The sequence below is a fragment of the Citrobacter sp. TBCP-5362 genome (genome assembly GCF_005406305.1).
Lineage (GTDB): Bacteria > Pseudomonadota > Gammaproteobacteria > Enterobacterales > Enterobacteriaceae > Citrobacter_B > Citrobacter_B koseri.
Window position 1 is genome coordinate 4,023,790 of sequence record NZ_CP040234.1, and the last position, 15,676, is coordinate 4,039,465.

General features: G+C 55.7%; 13 protein-coding genes. All 13 read right to left on the reverse strand.

Annotated elements, in window-relative coordinates; translation table 11 throughout:
• Positions 1–43: 43 nt before the first annotated feature.
• The gene (locus FD428_RS19155; RefSeq protein WP_114848030.1) at positions 44–1,666 is read right to left on the reverse strand and encodes an isovaleryl-CoA dehydrogenase; all 1,623 of its coding nucleotides are present in this window, start codon (positions 1,664–1,666) and stop codon (positions 44–46) included.
• A gap of 117 nt (positions 1,667–1,783) precedes the next feature.
• Positions 1,784–2,515, reverse strand: a complete 732-nt coding sequence (gene rlmB, locus FD428_RS19160; RefSeq protein WP_012134428.1) for a 23S rRNA (guanosine(2251)-2'-O)-methyltransferase RlmB — start codon at positions 2,513–2,515, stop codon at positions 1,784–1,786.
• A gap of 93 nt (positions 2,516–2,608) precedes the next feature.
• Positions 2,609–5,041 (reverse strand): ribonuclease R, encoded by a 2,433-nt coding sequence (gene rnr / locus FD428_RS19165; protein WP_024130793.1) that lies wholly within the window; start codon positions 5,039–5,041, stop codon positions 2,609–2,611.
• A gap of 38 nt (positions 5,042–5,079) precedes the next feature.
• Positions 5,080–5,505 carry a nitric oxide-sensing transcriptional repressor NsrR gene (gene nsrR, locus FD428_RS19170; protein ID WP_024130794.1) on the reverse strand — a complete coding sequence of 142 codons (426 nt, stop codon included), beginning with the start codon at positions 5,503–5,505 and terminating at the stop codon, positions 5,080–5,082.
• 227 nt (positions 5,506–5,732) lie between these two features.
• Positions 5,733–7,031 carry an adenylosuccinate synthase gene (gene purA / locus FD428_RS19175; protein WP_012134433.1) on the reverse strand — a complete coding sequence of 433 codons (1,299 nt, stop codon included), beginning with the start codon at positions 7,029–7,031 and terminating at the stop codon, positions 5,733–5,735.
• Positions 7,032–7,133: 102 nt separating this feature from the next.
• Positions 7,134–7,331 carry a DUF2065 domain-containing protein gene (locus FD428_RS19180; RefSeq protein ID WP_024130795.1) on the reverse strand — a complete coding sequence of 66 codons (198 nt, stop codon included), beginning with the start codon at positions 7,329–7,331 and terminating at the stop codon, positions 7,134–7,136.
• An 82-nt stretch (positions 7,332–7,413) separates the two neighbouring features.
• The gene (gene hflC, locus FD428_RS19185) at positions 7,414–8,418 is read right to left on the reverse strand and encodes a protease modulator HflC (RefSeq protein ID WP_012134436.1); all 1,005 of its coding nucleotides are present in this window, start codon (positions 8,416–8,418) and stop codon (positions 7,414–7,416) included.
• A gap of 2 nt (positions 8,419–8,420) precedes the next feature.
• Positions 8,421–9,677 carry an FtsH protease activity modulator HflK gene (hflK, locus tag FD428_RS19190; protein ID WP_047459458.1) on the reverse strand — a complete coding sequence of 419 codons (1,257 nt, stop codon included), beginning with the start codon at positions 9,675–9,677 and terminating at the stop codon, positions 8,421–8,423.
• Positions 9,678–9,769: 92 nt separating this feature from the next.
• Positions 9,770–11,050 carry a ribosome rescue GTPase HflX gene (hflX, locus tag FD428_RS19195; protein WP_047459460.1) on the reverse strand — a complete coding sequence of 427 codons (1,281 nt, stop codon included), beginning with the start codon at positions 11,048–11,050 and terminating at the stop codon, positions 9,770–9,772.
• Positions 11,051–11,123: 73 nt separating this feature from the next.
• Positions 11,124–11,432, reverse strand: a complete 309-nt coding sequence (gene hfq, locus FD428_RS19200) for an RNA chaperone Hfq (RefSeq protein ID WP_012134439.1) — start codon at positions 11,430–11,432, stop codon at positions 11,124–11,126.
• An 84-nt stretch (positions 11,433–11,516) separates the two neighbouring features.
• On the reverse strand, positions 11,517–12,467 hold the full coding sequence (gene miaA / locus FD428_RS19205) for a tRNA (adenosine(37)-N6)-dimethylallyltransferase MiaA (RefSeq protein ID WP_047459461.1): 951 nt from the start codon (positions 12,465–12,467) through the stop codon (positions 11,517–11,519).
• Entirely contained in the window at positions 12,460–14,319 is a 1,860-nt protein-coding gene (gene mutL, locus FD428_RS19210; protein WP_114848031.1) for a DNA mismatch repair endonuclease MutL, read from the reverse strand. Before mutL ends, miaA begins: the two co-directional genes overlap by 8 nt.
• 9 nt (positions 14,320–14,328) lie before the next feature.
• Positions 14,329–15,660: an N-acetylmuramoyl-L-alanine amidase AmiB gene (amiB, locus tag FD428_RS19215; RefSeq protein ID WP_012134442.1), complete on the reverse strand. Its 1,332-nt coding sequence runs from the start codon at positions 15,658–15,660 to the stop codon at positions 14,329–14,331.
• Between the last annotated feature and the right edge of the window lie 16 nt (positions 15,661–15,676).

The following is a 15,676-nucleotide window of genomic DNA, read 5'->3' on the forward strand; positions in this document are numbered from 1 at the left end:
GCAGGCATGATAAGACGCGCCCGCGCCGCCATCAGGCAAATCGTTATCGCAATCCCCCCGTTGCCCGCAGCAACAGATCATTTTGCACCTGTTCAGACAGGCGTAACACGCCGCGCGTGTCCAGCATCATTTGGCACCAGGCCTGTGCCAACGGCGGAGAAGCATAGCGCAGCATTTGCGCCCCGCAGCCGAGCAGGAACAGCTGCTGTGTTATCTCCCGCCCCTGCGCTTCATCGGGTTTGCGCAAGCGCTGTTGCAGCTGACGTACCGCCCGATCATAATGCCGATCCTGCCCTTTGACCTCCGCAAAAGCCTCGTTGAGCAGCTCATAGACGCCGGTCTGTTTACTCAGCACCCGCAGCACGTCCAGACACATGACGTTTCCCGACCCTTCCCAGATGCTGTTGACCGGCATCTCACGATACAGGCGCGGCAGCTCGCTCTCCTCGCAATAGCCAACGCCACCGAGCACTTCCATCGCCTCGGCAACAAAGGGGATGCCACTTTTGCAAATAGCAAACTTCGCGGCTGGCGTGAACAAACGCGCCCGGAGCGCTTCTTTCGGGTCGCTGCGACGATCCCACGCACGAGCCAGACGAAACAGCAGCGCCGTCTGGCCTTCAAGCTGGAGCGCCATACGACTTAAAACCTGCCGCATCATGGGCTGATCAATCAAAGACTTGCCGAACACCTGCCGCTGATGCGCGTGGTAAATCGCCACGGAAAACGCCCGGCGCATCATACTATGACTGCCCAACGCGCAATCAAAGCGGGTCATCCCTCCCATCTTCAGTATGTGACGAATCCCCTCGCCTTCCTCACCCAGTAGCCAGCCTACCGCATCCTGAAACTCAACCTCGCAACTGGCATTAGAGCGGTTGCCCAGTTTGTCTTTCAACCGCTCAAGGCGAACGCCGTTTCGCTGCCCGTCAGGCAAAAAACGCGGGACAAAAAAGCAGGATAATCCGCCTTTCGTCTGCGCCAGCACCAGGTGCGCGTCGCTTTGCGGCACGGAGAAAAACCATTTGTGCCCCACCAGGCGCCAGGTGCCGTCGTCCAGTCGCTCTGCCCGGGTGGTGTTACTCAGCACATCGGAGCCGCCCTGCTTTTCCGTCATGCCCATGCCAATCAGCAGGCCGCGTTTTTGCCCTCCGGGCAGGAGGTGTGAATCATAGCGATCGCTGCATAGCGGCGTTAACCAATCGTGAAAGGGAGGCGGCAGCATCTGTAGCAGCAGCGGCGTAGCGGCAAAAGTCATCGTGACTGGACACAACGTACCCGCTTCCACCTGCGCATGCAGCATAAAACGCGCAGCCCGCGCGACAAATGCCCCCTGTCTGGCGTTCTCTTCCCAGGCCAGGTTATGCACACGGTTAGCGCACAGGCCCTGCATCAGCAGATGCCAGGCGGGATGAAAACGGACATCGTCCAGCCGCTGCCCTTGTGGATCGTAACGCAGCAGTTCAGGTGGAAAGGCGTTCGCCAGCCGCCCCAGCTCCAGCGACTCCGCAGTGCCCAATTGTTGACCGATGCTGGCGAGAAGATCGCTGTCCCAGCCCGCGCCTTCACGGGCGACCGCCTCGCAAAGCGCGCCATCAGACAGGAATAAATTGCTGTTGTTGAGCGGTGCCGGTTGGTTAAAAACGGTATGCGTTTGCCAGTGCATTGTGTTTCCCTCCGTCAATGGCAGTCGCATTAAGTATGGTCAGCCTGCGGGGGACACGCCTGGGATAACGGTCACAAAAAAGCCATCCCGAGGGATGGCTTCATCAGTCAAAAGCGCTTAGCTGCGCTGTCGCACCGCTTCAAACAAGCAGATCCCGGTCGCGACGGAGACGTTCAGCGACGACACGCTGCCCGCCATCGGAATGCTAATCAGCTCATCACAGTGCTCGCGGGTCAGACGACGCATCCCTTCGCCTTCAGCGCCCATCACCAGCGCCATCCGGCCGGTCATTTTGCTCTGGAACAGCGTATGGTCAGCTTCGCCCGCCGTACCGACAATCCAGATATTCTCTTCCTGCAACAGACGCATGGTACGCGCCAGGTTGGTCACACGGATCAGCGGCACGCTTTCGGCTGCGCCGCAGGCCACCTTTTTCGCCGTTGCATTAAGCTGTGCGGAACGATCTTTCGGCACAATGACCGCATGTACGCCAGCGGCGTCTGCGCTACGCAGACAGGCGCCGAGGTTATGCGGATCGGTCACGCCGTCGAGGATCAGCAGGAAGGGATTGTCGAACTTCGCGATCAGATCAGGAAGATCGTTTTCCTGATACTGGCGTCCCGGCTTCACGCGCGCAATGATCCCCTGATGTACCGCACCCTCGCTTTTTTCATCAAGATACTGGCGGTTCGCCAGTTGGATCACCACTCCCTGCGCTTCCAGCGCATGGATCAGCGGCAGCAGGCGTTTATCTTCCCGCCCTTTCAGAATAAAGACGTCCTGAAAGCGCTCTGGCGCACGTTCCAGCAGAGCCTGCACCGCGTGGATGCCGTAAATCATTTCACTCATTGATGGTTCTCATTGATCAATTTTGCCGGGCGGCGCGATGCCTGCCCGGTCTACAGTACAAACGCCCTCTCCACGCAGGGGGAGAGGGGGAAATTACTCAGCTGACTTTTTCTTCGCCGCGCGCTTCGCTTTTGTCGCGGCAGCGATTTTCTGCGTCTTTGCCGATGGATTTTTGGCTTTCTTCTCTTTCTTCGCCTTACCTTTCGCTTTCTCGCCGCGGAAGGCGCTATCCGGTTCGAAATTCACCTTTTTGCCCACCTGACGACGCTTACCGGCATTTTTAGCCGTTTCGCCTCTTTTCGCTTTCTCACGCGCGGTTTTACCGACGTTGCGCGGGGCGCGTTCGCTGGAGATCAGGCTAAAGTCAATTTTACGCTCATCCATATTGACCGCTTCGACGCGGACCTCCACGCGGTCGCCCAGACGGTAGGTCTGGCCGCTGGATTCCCCCATCAGACGCTGCCCTACCTGATCGAAACGGTAGTAATCGTTGTCCAGCGAAGAGACGTGTACCAGACCATCAATAAACAGTTCATCCAGACGAACAAAGAAGCCGAACCCGGTTACGCTGGAAATCACCCCTTTAAAGACGTTCCCCACCTGATCCAGCATGAAGTCACACTTCAGCCAGTCAGAGACGTCGCGCGTGGCTTCGTCAGCACGGCGCTCGGTCATAGAACAGTGCTGGCCCAGTTGCAGCATCTCTTCCATCGAATAGTGGTAGCCGCCCGTTTCCGTCGTGTTGCCCTTATGCCCTTGCTCATGCGCCAGCAGATACTTAATAGCGCGGTGCAGCGACAGGTCAGGATAACGGCGGATCGGTGAGGTAAAGTGCGCGTAAGACTGCAATGCCAGACCAAAGTGGCCACGGTTTTCTGGATCGTAAATTGCCTGTTTCATTGAGCGCAGCAGCATGGTTTGCAGCATTTCCGCGTCAGGCCTGTCGGCAATCGACTCCAGCAGCTCCGCATAATCACGCGGTTCCGGCTTATTGCCGCCCGGCAATTCCAGCCCCAGCTCCGCCAGAACGGAACGGAAGGAGGTAATCGCCTCGGTGCTCGGCTTGTCGTGAATACGGAACAGCGCAGGCTCTTTGGCTTTCTCAACGAATCGCGCCGCCGAGATATTCGCCAGAATCATGCATTCTTCGATCAGCTTGTGCGCGTCATTACGCTGCGTCTGCTCGATACGTTCAATGCGACGTTCAGCATTGAAGATAAACTTCGCTTCTTCGCTTTCAAATGAGATGCCGCCACGCTCTTCGCGGGCGTTATCCAGCACTTTGTAGAGGTTATGCAGCTCTTCGATGTGCCTGACCAGCGGCGCATACTGCTCACGCAGGTCCTGGTCGCCCTGTAGCATATGCCAGACTTTGGTATACGTCAGGCGCGCATGGGAACTCATCACCGCTTCGTAGAATTTATAGCCGGTTAAACGCCCTTTTGATGAAACGGTCATTTCGCAGACCATACACAGGCGGTCAACCTGCGGGTTCAGCGAGCACAGGCCATTGGAGAGCACTTCCGGCAGCATCGGCACAACCTGCGACGGGAAATAGACCGACGTCCCACGGTTGCGCGCTTCGCGATCCAGCGGCGTTGGCGGACGCACGTAATAACTTACGTCAGCGATAGCCACCCACAGGCGCCAGCCGCCACCACGTTTCTTCTCGCAGTAAACCGCATCGTCAAAGTCACGGGCGTCTTCGCCATCAATCGTCACCAGCGGTAAGTCGCGCAGATCCACACGGCCTGCTTTCGCCTCTTCCGGCACTTCTTCTTTCAGGCCGGCGATCTGCTGTTCTACCGCCTGCGGCCAGATATAAGGAATTTCATGGGTGCGCAGCGCCATATCGACAGCCATGCCAGTGCCCATGTTATCGCCGAGAACCTCAACGATTTTACCGACCGCTTTAGTGCGGCGGGTCGGGCGCTGGGTGAGTTCCACCACCACCACAAAGCCCATGCGCGCGCCCATCACCTCTTCAGGCGGGATCAGGATGTCGAAGCTCAGACGGCTATCGTCCGGCACCACAAAGCCCACGCCAGCATCGGTAAAGTAACGACCGACAATCTGGCTGGTTTTCGGCACCAGAACGCGCACGATACGCGCTTCGCGGCGGCCTTTACGATCGGCCCCCAGCGGCTGCGCCAGTACCTGATCGCCATGAATGCAGGTTTTCATCTGCTCACTGGAGAGATACAGGTCATCTTTACGTCCTTCGACACGCAAAAAGCCGTAGCCATCACGGTGGCCGATAACGGTACCTTTCAGCAGGTCGAGGCGTTCCGGCAGCGCATAGCACTGGCGGCGGGTAAAGACCAGCTGTCCGTCGCGTTCCATCGCGCGCAGACGGCGGCGCAGGGCTTCCTGCTGCTCTTCACCTTCAATGTTCAGTTCCGCAGCCAACTCATCACGGTTGGCTGGTTTTTCACGTTTTGTTAAATGTTCGAGGATAAATTCCCGGCTCGGGATAGGGTTCGCGTATTTTTCAGCTTCACGTTCCAGGAAAGGATCTTGTGACATGGCGGTTCCTCCGTTGTCAGCTCTGATGAAGATTTTCGTCACTCCACCAGCAATAATTTATAAAGCGGTTGATTCTCTTCAACCAAATCGGCAAGCGTGTAGTTATCCAGTTCCTTGAGAAAACTTTGCACGGCCTTCGAAAGTGCCTGCTTGAGTCGGCAGGCAGGAGTAATGTGGCAAAATTCGCTGCTGCAATTTACCAGAGATAAAGGTTCCAGCTCACGAACCACATCACCGATAACAATAACATTAGCCGGTTTACCCAGGCGGATACCGCCATTTTTTCCTCGAATAGCAGTAACGAAGCCCGCCCGGCTAAGTTGATTGATTATTTTGACCATATGATTACGGGACACGCCGTAGACTTCTGTCACCTCAGAAATACTGGTCATACGTCCTTCGGGTAGCGACGCCATATAGATTAGCGCACGTAATCCGTAATCGGTGAAACTCGTTAACTGCACATCAACCTCAGGAAAAGGGGAAAACGGGATAAACCAAGTTGTATTAATTACATTGATGATAAACCAGCCACCAGCCAGGTCGCTAATTTATTTCAGTTCGGGAAGGAAAAAAGCGAGGATCTTACGCTGTATTAAGCCGGATGGCGGTGAAAAGCGCCTTATCCGGCCTACAGTGTGAACAGGTCTGATAAGCGCAGCACCATCAGGCACTGCGCCATGACCCCAAATTATGCGTCAAACGGGTCACGCAGAATCATCGTTTCAGTACGATCCGGGCCGGTAGAAATAATATCAATCGGCACGCCGGTCAGTTCTTCGATACGTTTGATGTAGTTCAGCGCCGCCTGCGGCAGGCCGCTGCGATCCTTCACGCCAAAGGTGGACTCAGACCAACCCGGCATGGTTTCGTAGATCGGCTCGATGCCTTCCCAGTCATCCGCTGCCAGCGGTGTGGTGGTCACTTCACGGCCATCCGGCATACGGTAAGCCACGCAGATTTTCACCTCTTCCAGACCGTCCAGCACGTCCAGTTTGGTCAGGCAGAAGCCAGACAGGGAATTGATCTGCACCGCACGGCGCACAGCAACGGAGTCCAGCCAGCCGGTACGACGACGACGACCGGTGGTGGCACCGTATTCGTTACCCTGCTTGCACAGGAACTCGCCGGTGTCATCAAACAGCTCAGTCGGGAACGGACCCGCGCCCACGCGAGTGGAGTAAGCTTTGATGATACCCAGAACGTAGTCCACATAACGCGGCCCCAGGCCAGAACCGGTCGCTACGCCACCCGCAGTGGTGTTAGAGGAGGTAACGTACGGATAAGTACCGTGGTCGATATCCAGCAGCGTACCCTGCGCGCCTTCGAACATGACGAAATCGCCACGCTTACGCGCCTGGTCCAGCAGATCGGAAACATCAACAACCATAGAGGTCAGGATGTCGGCAATTGCCATCACATCATCCAGCACTTTCTGGTAGTCAACAGCTTCCACTTTGTAGAAGTTCACCAGCTGGAAGTTGTGATATTCCATCACTTCTTTCAGTTTTACAGCGAAGGTAGCTTTATCGAACAGATCGCCAACGCGCAGACCGCGACGAGCCACTTTGTCTTCATAAGCCGGACCGATACCACGACCGGTGGTGCCGATCGCTTTCGCACCACGCGCTTTCTCACGCGCGTTATCCAGCGCAACGTGATAATCAAGGATCAGCGGACAGGCTTCAGACAGCAGCAGGCGCTCACGGACAGGGATACCACGGTCTTCCAGCCCTTTCATCTCTTTCATCAGCGCAGCCGGAGACAGCACAACGCCGTTACCGATGATGCTGGTAACATTCTCACGAAGAATACCTGATGGAATAAGATGGAGGACGGTTTTTTCACCGTTGATTACGAGAGTATGGCCTGCGTTGTGACCGCCCTGGTAGCGTACAACATATTTAGCCCGTTCAGTCAGAAGATCGACGATCTTTCCTTTACCTTCGTCACCCCATTGGGTGCCCAGTACGACGACGTTGTTACCCATTTTTCAAAATCACCGTTTGCTTAAAAATGGATTCTACCATCGCTTTTTCAGATATACAGCACTTTTTGCATGCTAAGATCGGCAAATACGACTACTTTTTGATCAGCCAATCGTTTTCCTCAACATGTAGTAGACAACAACTCCGGCAACCACAAGACCGCCGCCAAAACGACGTAAAACATTTTCCGGCAGTTGCGTCATGGCAGAGATCATTTTCTTCCAGGCGCGGGGATACAGCATCGGGCCTAAACCTTCCAGCACCAAAACGAGGGCAAGCGCCAGCCAGATAGTTGAATTCATCCATCGTCCTTATATAAAAAGAAAACCACCGCCTCCCTGAGGATGCCGGTGGTTTTGTTCATCTAAAACCGTTGATACGATTTTAACGTGTTGCCGTATTCGGTGTCTTCATGTAACGGAAGAAATCGCTGTCCGGGCTCATGATCATCACGTCCTGATTGCCTTCGAAGCTCTTCTCGTAAGCACGCAGGCTACGGATGAAGGCGTAGAAGTCCGGGTCCTGACTGAAGGCATCGGCAAACAGTTTCGCGGCTTCGGCATCACCTTCACCACGCGAAATGCGGCCCTGACGCTCGGCTTCCGCCAGCGTTCTGGTCACTTCATAGTCGGCGGTCGCGCGCAGTTTCTCCGCTTCTTCCTGACCCTGTGAACGGTGACGACGGGCTACCGCTTCACGCTCGGCGCGCATACGGTTGTAAATCGCCTCGGATACTTCGGTCGGCAGGTTGATCTGCTTGATACGCACATCCACCACTTCGATACCTAACGCCGCCATACTGTTCGGGTTGATCACCGGCACTTTGCCATTGGTTTCTGCCGCAACGCGTTCAGCCGCTTCGGCAATCGCGCTATCCGCCGCCGGAGTCGCCACTTCATCTTCCGTTCCCGCAGAACCGGAGTTCAACGCGTCACGCACTTCCAGCGTTAAACGGCCACGGGAATCGGTCACGATGTCTTTCACATCCAGACGACCAATCTCAGAGCGCAAACGGTCAGAGAACTTACGTTTCAGCAGCACTTCGGCCTGAGAAACATCGCCGCCGCCTGTCGCCAGGTAGTAACGGCTGAAATCGCTGATGCGCCATTTGATGTAGGAATCAACGATCAGGTCTTTTTTCTCTTTGGTTACAAAGCGATCGGCCTGGTTGTCCATCGTCTGGATACGCGCATCAAGCGTTTTCACCGACTCAATGAACGGGATCTTAAAGTGCAGGCCCGGCTCATAAACCAGCGGTTTGTTTTCATCGTCACGCAGAACTTTACCGAAACGCAGCGTAATTCCGCGCTCGCCTTCTTTGACAACAAAGACAGACATGTACAGCACTACCAGCACGATGATGATAATCGCAATAACTGACTTACGCATCGTTATTCCCCCTGACGCTGGTAGTCGTTACGCTGCGCGTTAGCGCGGCGTTGGTCCATAATATCGCCCTGACTGGTGGACGAGGTATTGCTTGCTCCGCTCGTGCTGGACGATGAAGCCGGCGGCAGACGCAGCAGATTGTTAGCCGTGCTGTCTTTTGCCGCAGGCGCGTTAGCGCCTTTCAGCATCTGATCCAATGGCAGAACCATCAGATTGCCGCCTTTGTCGTTGACCAGAACTTTACGCGTATGGCTCAACACTTTTTCCATCGTCTCGATATACAGACGCTCGCGAGTAATCTCTGGTGCGGCTTTATATTCCGGCAGAATTTTAGCGAAGCGAGCCACTTCACCCTGCGCTTCCAGGATGGTTTGGGTTCTGTATGCACGCGCTTCTTCAAGAATACGCTGCGCCTGACCGTTCGCACGCGGCTGAACTTCGTTGGTGTACGCTTCCGCTTCACGGATGTATTGCTGTTCGTTCTCACGCGCCGCGATAGCATCGTCAAACGCCGCTTTTACCTCTTCCGGCGGACGCGCTGCCTGGAAGTTGACGTCCAGCAGGGTAATACCCATGTTGTACGGACGAATGGTCTCTTCCAGTTCACGCTGGGTATCGCTACGAATAACGGTACGACCTTCCGTCAGAATGCGGTCCATCGTGTATTTACCGATAACCCCACGCAGGGCGCTGTCGGTCGCCTGACGCAGACTGTCATCCGCGCTGGTCACGCTGAACAGATAACGTTGCGGATCGGTCACACGGTACTGCACGTTCATCTCAACGCGCACAACGTTTTCATCAGAAGTCAGCATCACACCGGACGCCGCCAGTTCGCGAACCGCTTCCACGTTCACCGGGGTAACCTCATCGATAAACGTCGGCTTCCAGTTCAGACCCGGCTCAACCAGGTGGCTGAATTTACCGAAGCGTGTCACCACGCCGCGTTCCGCTTCTTTGATGGTGTAGAAACCGCTGGCAGCCCAGATAATGACGATCGCTGCCGCTGCGATGGTAACGACACGACCTCCGATATGCGGGCGCGGCCCCTGCGATGAACTACCACCGCCAGAGCCTGTACCTTTACCGCCACCCAGACCACCGAGCTTTTTACTCAGTTTGCGGAAGATATCATCAAGATCAGGTGGCCCCTGATCGCGACCACCTTTGTTTCCATTTCCCTCAGAGTTGCCGCCAGGTTTGCTGCTTCCCCACGGGTCGCGGTCTTGTCCGTTATTACCGGGCTGATTCCACGCCATGTTTGTGCTCCATATTTGTTATGCGGTGATCCCCGTTGTCTTTCGACGAGAGGGATAAGGCGAAATTACTCCATGCTCCAGACGAGCCGCCATTAGATCACATAGTCGATCAACGCCGGTTCTTGTTTACAGAGGCGACGCCAGTCGACAATCGGCATGCGAACCTGCAAACTTACGCTGCCGTCCTCCTCCATCCACTCTTTTTCTATTGCCTGAAGTTGGTAAAACCGGCTTCTCAGACGCCCTTCCTGCGGCGGCAAACGCAACGTATGCTGCGCCACCTCGCCGGAAAGCCGCTCCGTCAAAGCCTGAAAAAGCTGTGGTATCCCAACCCCTGTTTGCGCAGAAAGCCAGACACGGATTGGTTTGTTCTCTTCATCCCTGTCGATACGCGGTTCAAAATCGTCCAGCATATCGATCTTGTTCATCACCATCAGGGTTGGGATCTCGTGAGCGTCGATCTCTTCGAGAACCGTATCCACTGCGTCGATGTTTTCCTGTACGCGCACATCAGCGGCATCAACAACGTGTAACAAGAGCGTGGCCTGCCGGGTTTCCTGCAAGGTCGCTTTAAACGCCGCCACCAGATCGTGCGGTAAATGACGGATAAACCCTACGGTATCCGCCAGTACGGTTTCCCCCACATCTGCGACATCGATACGGCGCAGCGTCGGGTCCAGGGTCGCAAACAGTTGGTCTGCGGCATACACCCTGGCTTCAGTAATCTGATTGAAAAGGGTGGATTTACCGGCGTTGGTATATCCCACCAGCGAGACCGTCGGGACATCCGCTTTTATACGCGACTGCCGCCCCTGCTCACGTTGCTTCTCAACTTTTTCCAGGCGCGACTGTATCTGTACAATACGATTACGCAGCAAACGACGGTCGGTTTCGAGCTGGGTTTCACCCGGACCGCGCAAACCAATCCCGCCTTTCTGCCTTTCAAGGTGGGTCCAGCCACGAACCAGACGCGTGGCCAGATGACGCAACTGCGCCAGTTCAACCTGCAACTTACCTTCGTGGGTACGTGCACGCTGAGCAAAAATATCTAAAATAAGACCGGTTCTGTCGATCACGCGACATTCACACAAACGTTCCAGGTTACGCTCCTGGGCCGGGCTTAAAGCATGATCGAAAAGCACGACCGCAGCGTTAGACGCTTTCACGGCTTCCGCAATTTCAACTGCCTTACCTTCACCTACAAAGTACTTCGGGTGCGGTGCTTTACGGCTACCGGTAATCACCTGCATTGCTTCGACACCGGCGGAAGAGACCAGAGACTCAAACTCCTGGAGGTCTTCCATATCTTTGTCTTGCGAAAAATAGATGTGTACCAGTACCGCCTGCTCACCGGCATCATAACGGTCAAACAAGCGTCAACCCCTCGATATATATCAGCGGGGAACGCAGGTTCCCTGGCTCCCCGTGTGTAAAACAGCCAAAACCTTATTCGGTTTCTTCGCTGTCCTGTTGCGCAGAAGTACCCTGCGCGCTGCTACCGTGATGGTAGTTACTGCTGGTGCCGCCACCGGCATTGTTACTGTGATGAGAAACCGGGCGAGACGGGACAACAGTAGAAATCGCGTGCTTGTAAACCATCTGGCTGACCGTGTTTTTCAACAGGATCACGAATTGATCAAAAGACTCGATTTGACCTTGCAGCTTAATACCATTCACCAAATAAATAGAAACTGGAACACGTTCCCGACGCAGTGCGTTCAGGAACGGATCTTGTAAAGATTGCCCCTTAGCCATTCTCTCTTTTCCTTATATGCTTATTTGTACTTTGAACCTTTCGATTCTGAAAAATTGCGCACGATACGTCTCAATTGTACACATTCAGTTCGCGATAGCACCAACAACCTGCAATACTTCGTTTCGCGCCTGGTCAGGCTTTTCACTGTCAAGCCAGCGTACTCCTTCCCAACCACGCAACCAGGTTACCTGACGCTTCGCCAACTGCCTCGTGGCGCAAACACCTCTATAAACCATTTCATCATATGAAATTTCGCCTTCAATGTATGACCACATCTGGCGGTATCCCACACAACGAATGGAAGGCAAATCCGTATGCAAATCTCCACGGGCAAAAAGCGCCCGAACTTCTGCTTCAAAACCTGAAGCCAACATCTGATGAAAACGCTGCTCAATTCGCTGATGGAGCAGTTCACGGCTCGCCGGGGCGATGGCGAACTGATGCACCTGATACGGTAGAGCGTCTCCTGACGTTTGCGTCAGTTCCGTTAAAGTTTTACCCGAAATGAAAAAAACTTCCAGTGCCCGGGAAAGTCTTTGCGGATCATTTGGATGAATCCGTGCGGCAGCGACCGGATCAATATCCTGAAGCTGTCGGTGCAACGCATCCCATCCCTGCTCTGCCGCCTGTTGCTCAATTCGGGCTCTGATCTCGGGTTCCGCCGACGGTAAGGGCGAAAGTCCTTCCAGCAACGCCTTGAAATACAACATGGTGCCGCCCACTAACAGCGGAATACGCCCCGCCGCAGTAATCTCCGCCATTTCCGCTAACGCATCGCGGCGAAAATCCGCTGCTGAGTACGCTTGCGCCGGATCGAGAATATCCAGCAATCGGTGCGGAGCGGCCTTTAACTCTGAAGCCGTCGGCTTCGCCGTACCGATGTCCATCCCCCGATAAATAAGGGCGGAATCAACGCTTATCAACTCTACTGGCAAAACTTTACGCAATTCAATTGCTAACGCCGTCTTGCCGGAGGCCGTCGGCCCCATCAAAAAAATCGCCTTTGGCAGGCTCGCCTTACTTACATCACTCATGTTTCAGGGCGTTCATCACCGAATGTAAATCAACAGGTTGTAACAGACCACCCGGCGGCGCCTTCACGAGCTGCGGACATAGCCGCTCTACATCAGCCAACAGCGTAATGGCCTGCGCCATCGTCCACTGTGGATGTTCACTCATCAAATTCCGCGCAATCCACTGTGCAATATTGCCCGCGTCAAACGCTGACTGCTGCGCGAGGTAGCCTATCAGTTCAGGAATCAAGATTTGTAAATTTTGTTGGCGTAAGGGTAAAGGCACTGCACGAATGGTCACATGCTGCGCATCTGACTGGAATTCAATCCCCAGATCCGTCAGTGGTGTTTGCGCTTTTTCCAGCGCGGATTTCTCCTCCGCCGACACTTTTAAGCGCAGCGGAATCAACAACGGCTGGGCGCAGACCGGCGTATGCCCCGGCGTCAGTTGGGCCTGACGCAGCCAGCGTTCCGCCACGGGCAGCGCCAGCAGGTGGATATTGCCGTCACGCTCAAGCAATGCGCAATCCGCGCCGACAATGGTCAGCACGCGACCGAAACTCTGGCTATGCCCTGCCAGCGACGGCGCTGCCGTTTCTGCTTCCGGTGCAAGCGCCGGTTGTCGCGGAGCGGGCGTCTGTAACAGCTGGCGGTACACTTCGCCCTGCTGTTTCTGGTAGCCCGGCTGGGCATGCGGCCAACTGGCAGCAGGCTGACCTCCGCCGGTTGCCCCTGACGACGTGGAATAGCGCGGCGCGGCGGGTTCCCGCGCAGAGGCCGGTTCAGCGAAATGATTACGCCCGGCCGCCACGCGGTTTTCCGGGATATGACGCGGCGCAGGATCTTCTTCCGCCAGCGACAACGGCGCATCAAGCTGCTGCTGTAGCACGCTCAATACGCCCTGATAGATGAAATCATGCACCAGCCGCGACTGGTGGAAACGCACCTCATGTTTCGCCGGATGCACGTTCACATCCACCTGATGCGGGTCAATCTCCAGATACAGCACAAATGCCGGTTGCCGATCGCCGCCCAGTTTGTCTTCACAGGCCTGACGAATCGCATGATTGATTAACCGGTCGCGCATCATGCGGCCGTTCACGTAGCAGTACTGGATTTCCGCCAGCGCCGCCGTGGTATGGTGGGGGTCGGCCACCCAGCCGCGCAGCGTCAGATCGCCGTGCTGCCATTCAATCGCCAGCGCCTGTTCCAGAAACGGTGCGCCGCAAATCGCGCCTAATCGACGTTCCTTCTGCCCGTCCTGCGCAACCGCGCGGTACTGGCGCACCATTTTACCGTTGTGCGACAAATTAAGGGTGACGTCGAAGCGCGCCAGCGCAATGCGGCGGATAATTTCGTCAATGTGATTGAACTCGGTTTTCTCGGTGCGCATAAACTTGCGCCGCGCCGGCGTGTTGTAGAACAAGTCCAGCACCTCCAGCGTGGTGCCGACCGGATGCGCCGCCGGTTTTACCGTCACGTCCATATCACGCCCTTCGGCATAGGCCTGCCAGGCTTCCGCCTGTTCCGCGGTACGTGACGTGAGGGTTAAACGCGAAACCGAGCTGATACTTGCCAGCGCTTCGCCGCGAAATCCGAGGCTGATAATCGCTTCGAGATCGTCAAGCGAGGCGATTTTACTGGTGGCATGGCGAGCCAGCGCCAGCGCCAGCTCGTCTTTTTTAATTCCGCAGCCATTATCGCGAATACGAATAAGCTTTGCGCCGCCGCGTTCGATATCAATATCGATCCGCGTTGCCCCTGCATCAAGGCTGTTTTCCACCAGCTCTTTCACAACCGACGCAGGTCGCTCTACCACCTCACCTGCGGCAATTTGGTTCGCCAGTTGCGGCGGTAGAACCTGAATCGGCATGTAAAATCCTTAGTTAATCAACGACTCACCCGGCGACACCGCGCTGGCCGTTTGCGCCGGAGCGCTCTGCGGCCCGGATTGCACCGGATGCGCCTGGAAGTAGTTACGCAACCCTTGGTAAATCGCCTCTGCCAGCTGCTGCTGATAAGCATCGCTTGCCAGTAAACGCTCTTCGCCGCTGTTGCTGATAAAGCCCGTTTCAACCAGCACCGAGGGGATATCCGGGGAACGCAACACGCCGAGGCTGGCGTGTTCAGGGCGACGCTTATGCAGCGAACCAATGCGCTGCAACTGACCTAACATGTTTGTCGCCACATCATACCCTACGCGCTGGGAATGACCGAATTGCAAATCCAGCACCGCCTGGCTTAAGTAGGGGTCAGCCTGACTGTTCGCCAGCACATCGCCCGCGCCGCCCAGCAGCTCAGACTGCTTCTCATGTTCTTCCAGCCAGTTCGCCATTTCGCTGTTGGCGCGACGGTTTGACAGCACCCATACCGAGGCGCCCGTCGCGTTACGGTTTGGCGCGGCATCCGCATGAATGGAGACGAGGAAATTGGCGTTCTGCTTACGCGCCACGTCGGAGCGACCCATCACGGAGATGAAATAATCCCCGTCGCGGGTCAATACGCCTTTGAACATCGGATCGTTATTCAACAGCGTGCGCAGCTTACGGGCGATAGCAATCGTCACGTTTTTCTCCCGCGTCCCGCCGGGGCCAATAGCGCCGGGGTCTTGCCCGCCGTGACCGGCATCAATGGCAATCACCACTTTGTCGCCGTTACTGGATGTCGCCCGCGCTGCCGGGCGCGTTACCGTATTGCTGCTGGTGACAGCGGTAGCGCGATCCTGGTTTGTTTTAAACGGATTTCGCGCAGGTTCAGTCGGACGCGGAGCAACCACCGGCGTCTCAACGCGTTTTGCGACGACAGGCGGTGGAGGTGGCGGCGGAGGCGTATCGGCGTTGATGGTAAAAACCACGGTATAGTTACCGCCGCTCTGTCGTTTCACGGCCTCGGTTTTACCGTTCTCCGTCAGATCGACAACCAACCGCAACGACTGCGCATCTTTCGCCGTACCGGAGCGAATCGCTTTTACCAGGTTGTTGCCGCTAAACTGCAACGGCAGTCCCTGAATCACGCCGGTCTGTTTGATATCCAGCGCGACGGTACGTTTACCTTCTTGCGAAAACGCGTAATCAGGATCGCCGATAAAACTGAACGTAATCCGCGCCTGCCGATCGCCGTTAGATACCTGAATATCGGAGAGGCTGGCGGCCCCCGCCTGCGCGCACAGCAGAACCAGCGTTGCCACCACCCAATTTCTGATGCGATAAATCATCCCGCCACCCTTAAGG

Bases quoted from the DNA above. Each gene is read 5' to 3' on its own strand.
- FD428_RS19155 (WP_114848030.1), bottom strand. From the start codon at position 1,666: ATGCACTGGCAAACGCATACCGTTTTTAACCAACCGGCACCGCTCAAC.
- rlmB (WP_012134428.1), bottom strand. From the start codon at position 2,515: ATGAGTGAAATGATTTACGGCATCCACGCGGTGCAGGCTCTGCTGGAA.
- rnr (WP_024130793.1), bottom strand. From the start codon at position 5,041: ATGTCACAAGATCCTTTCCTGGAACGTGAAGCTGAAAAATACGCGAAC.
- purA (WP_012134433.1), bottom strand. From the start codon at position 7,031: ATGGGTAACAACGTCGTCGTACTGGGCACCCAATGGGGTGACGAAGGT.
- FD428_RS19180 (WP_024130795.1), bottom strand. From the start codon at position 7,331: ATGAATTCAACTATCTGGCTGGCGCTTGCCCTCGTTTTGGTGCTGGAA.
- hflC (WP_012134436.1), bottom strand. From the start codon at position 8,418: ATGCGTAAGTCAGTTATTGCGATTATCATCATCGTGCTGGTAGTGCTG.
- hflK (WP_047459458.1), bottom strand. From the start codon at position 9,677: ATGGCGTGGAATCAGCCCGGTAATAACGGACAAGACCGCGACCCGTGG.
- hfq (WP_012134439.1), bottom strand. From the start codon at position 11,432: ATGGCTAAGGGGCAATCTTTACAAGATCCGTTCCTGAACGCACTGCGT.
- miaA (WP_047459461.1), bottom strand. From the start codon at position 12,467: ATGAGTGATGTAAGTAAGGCGAGCCTGCCAAAGGCGATTTTTTTGATG.
- mutL (WP_114848031.1), bottom strand. From the start codon at position 14,319: ATGCCGATTCAGGTTCTACCGCCGCAACTGGCGAACCAAATTGCCGCA.
- amiB (WP_012134442.1), bottom strand. From the start codon at position 15,660: ATGATTTATCGCATCAGAAATTGGGTGGTGGCAACGCTGGTTCTGCTG.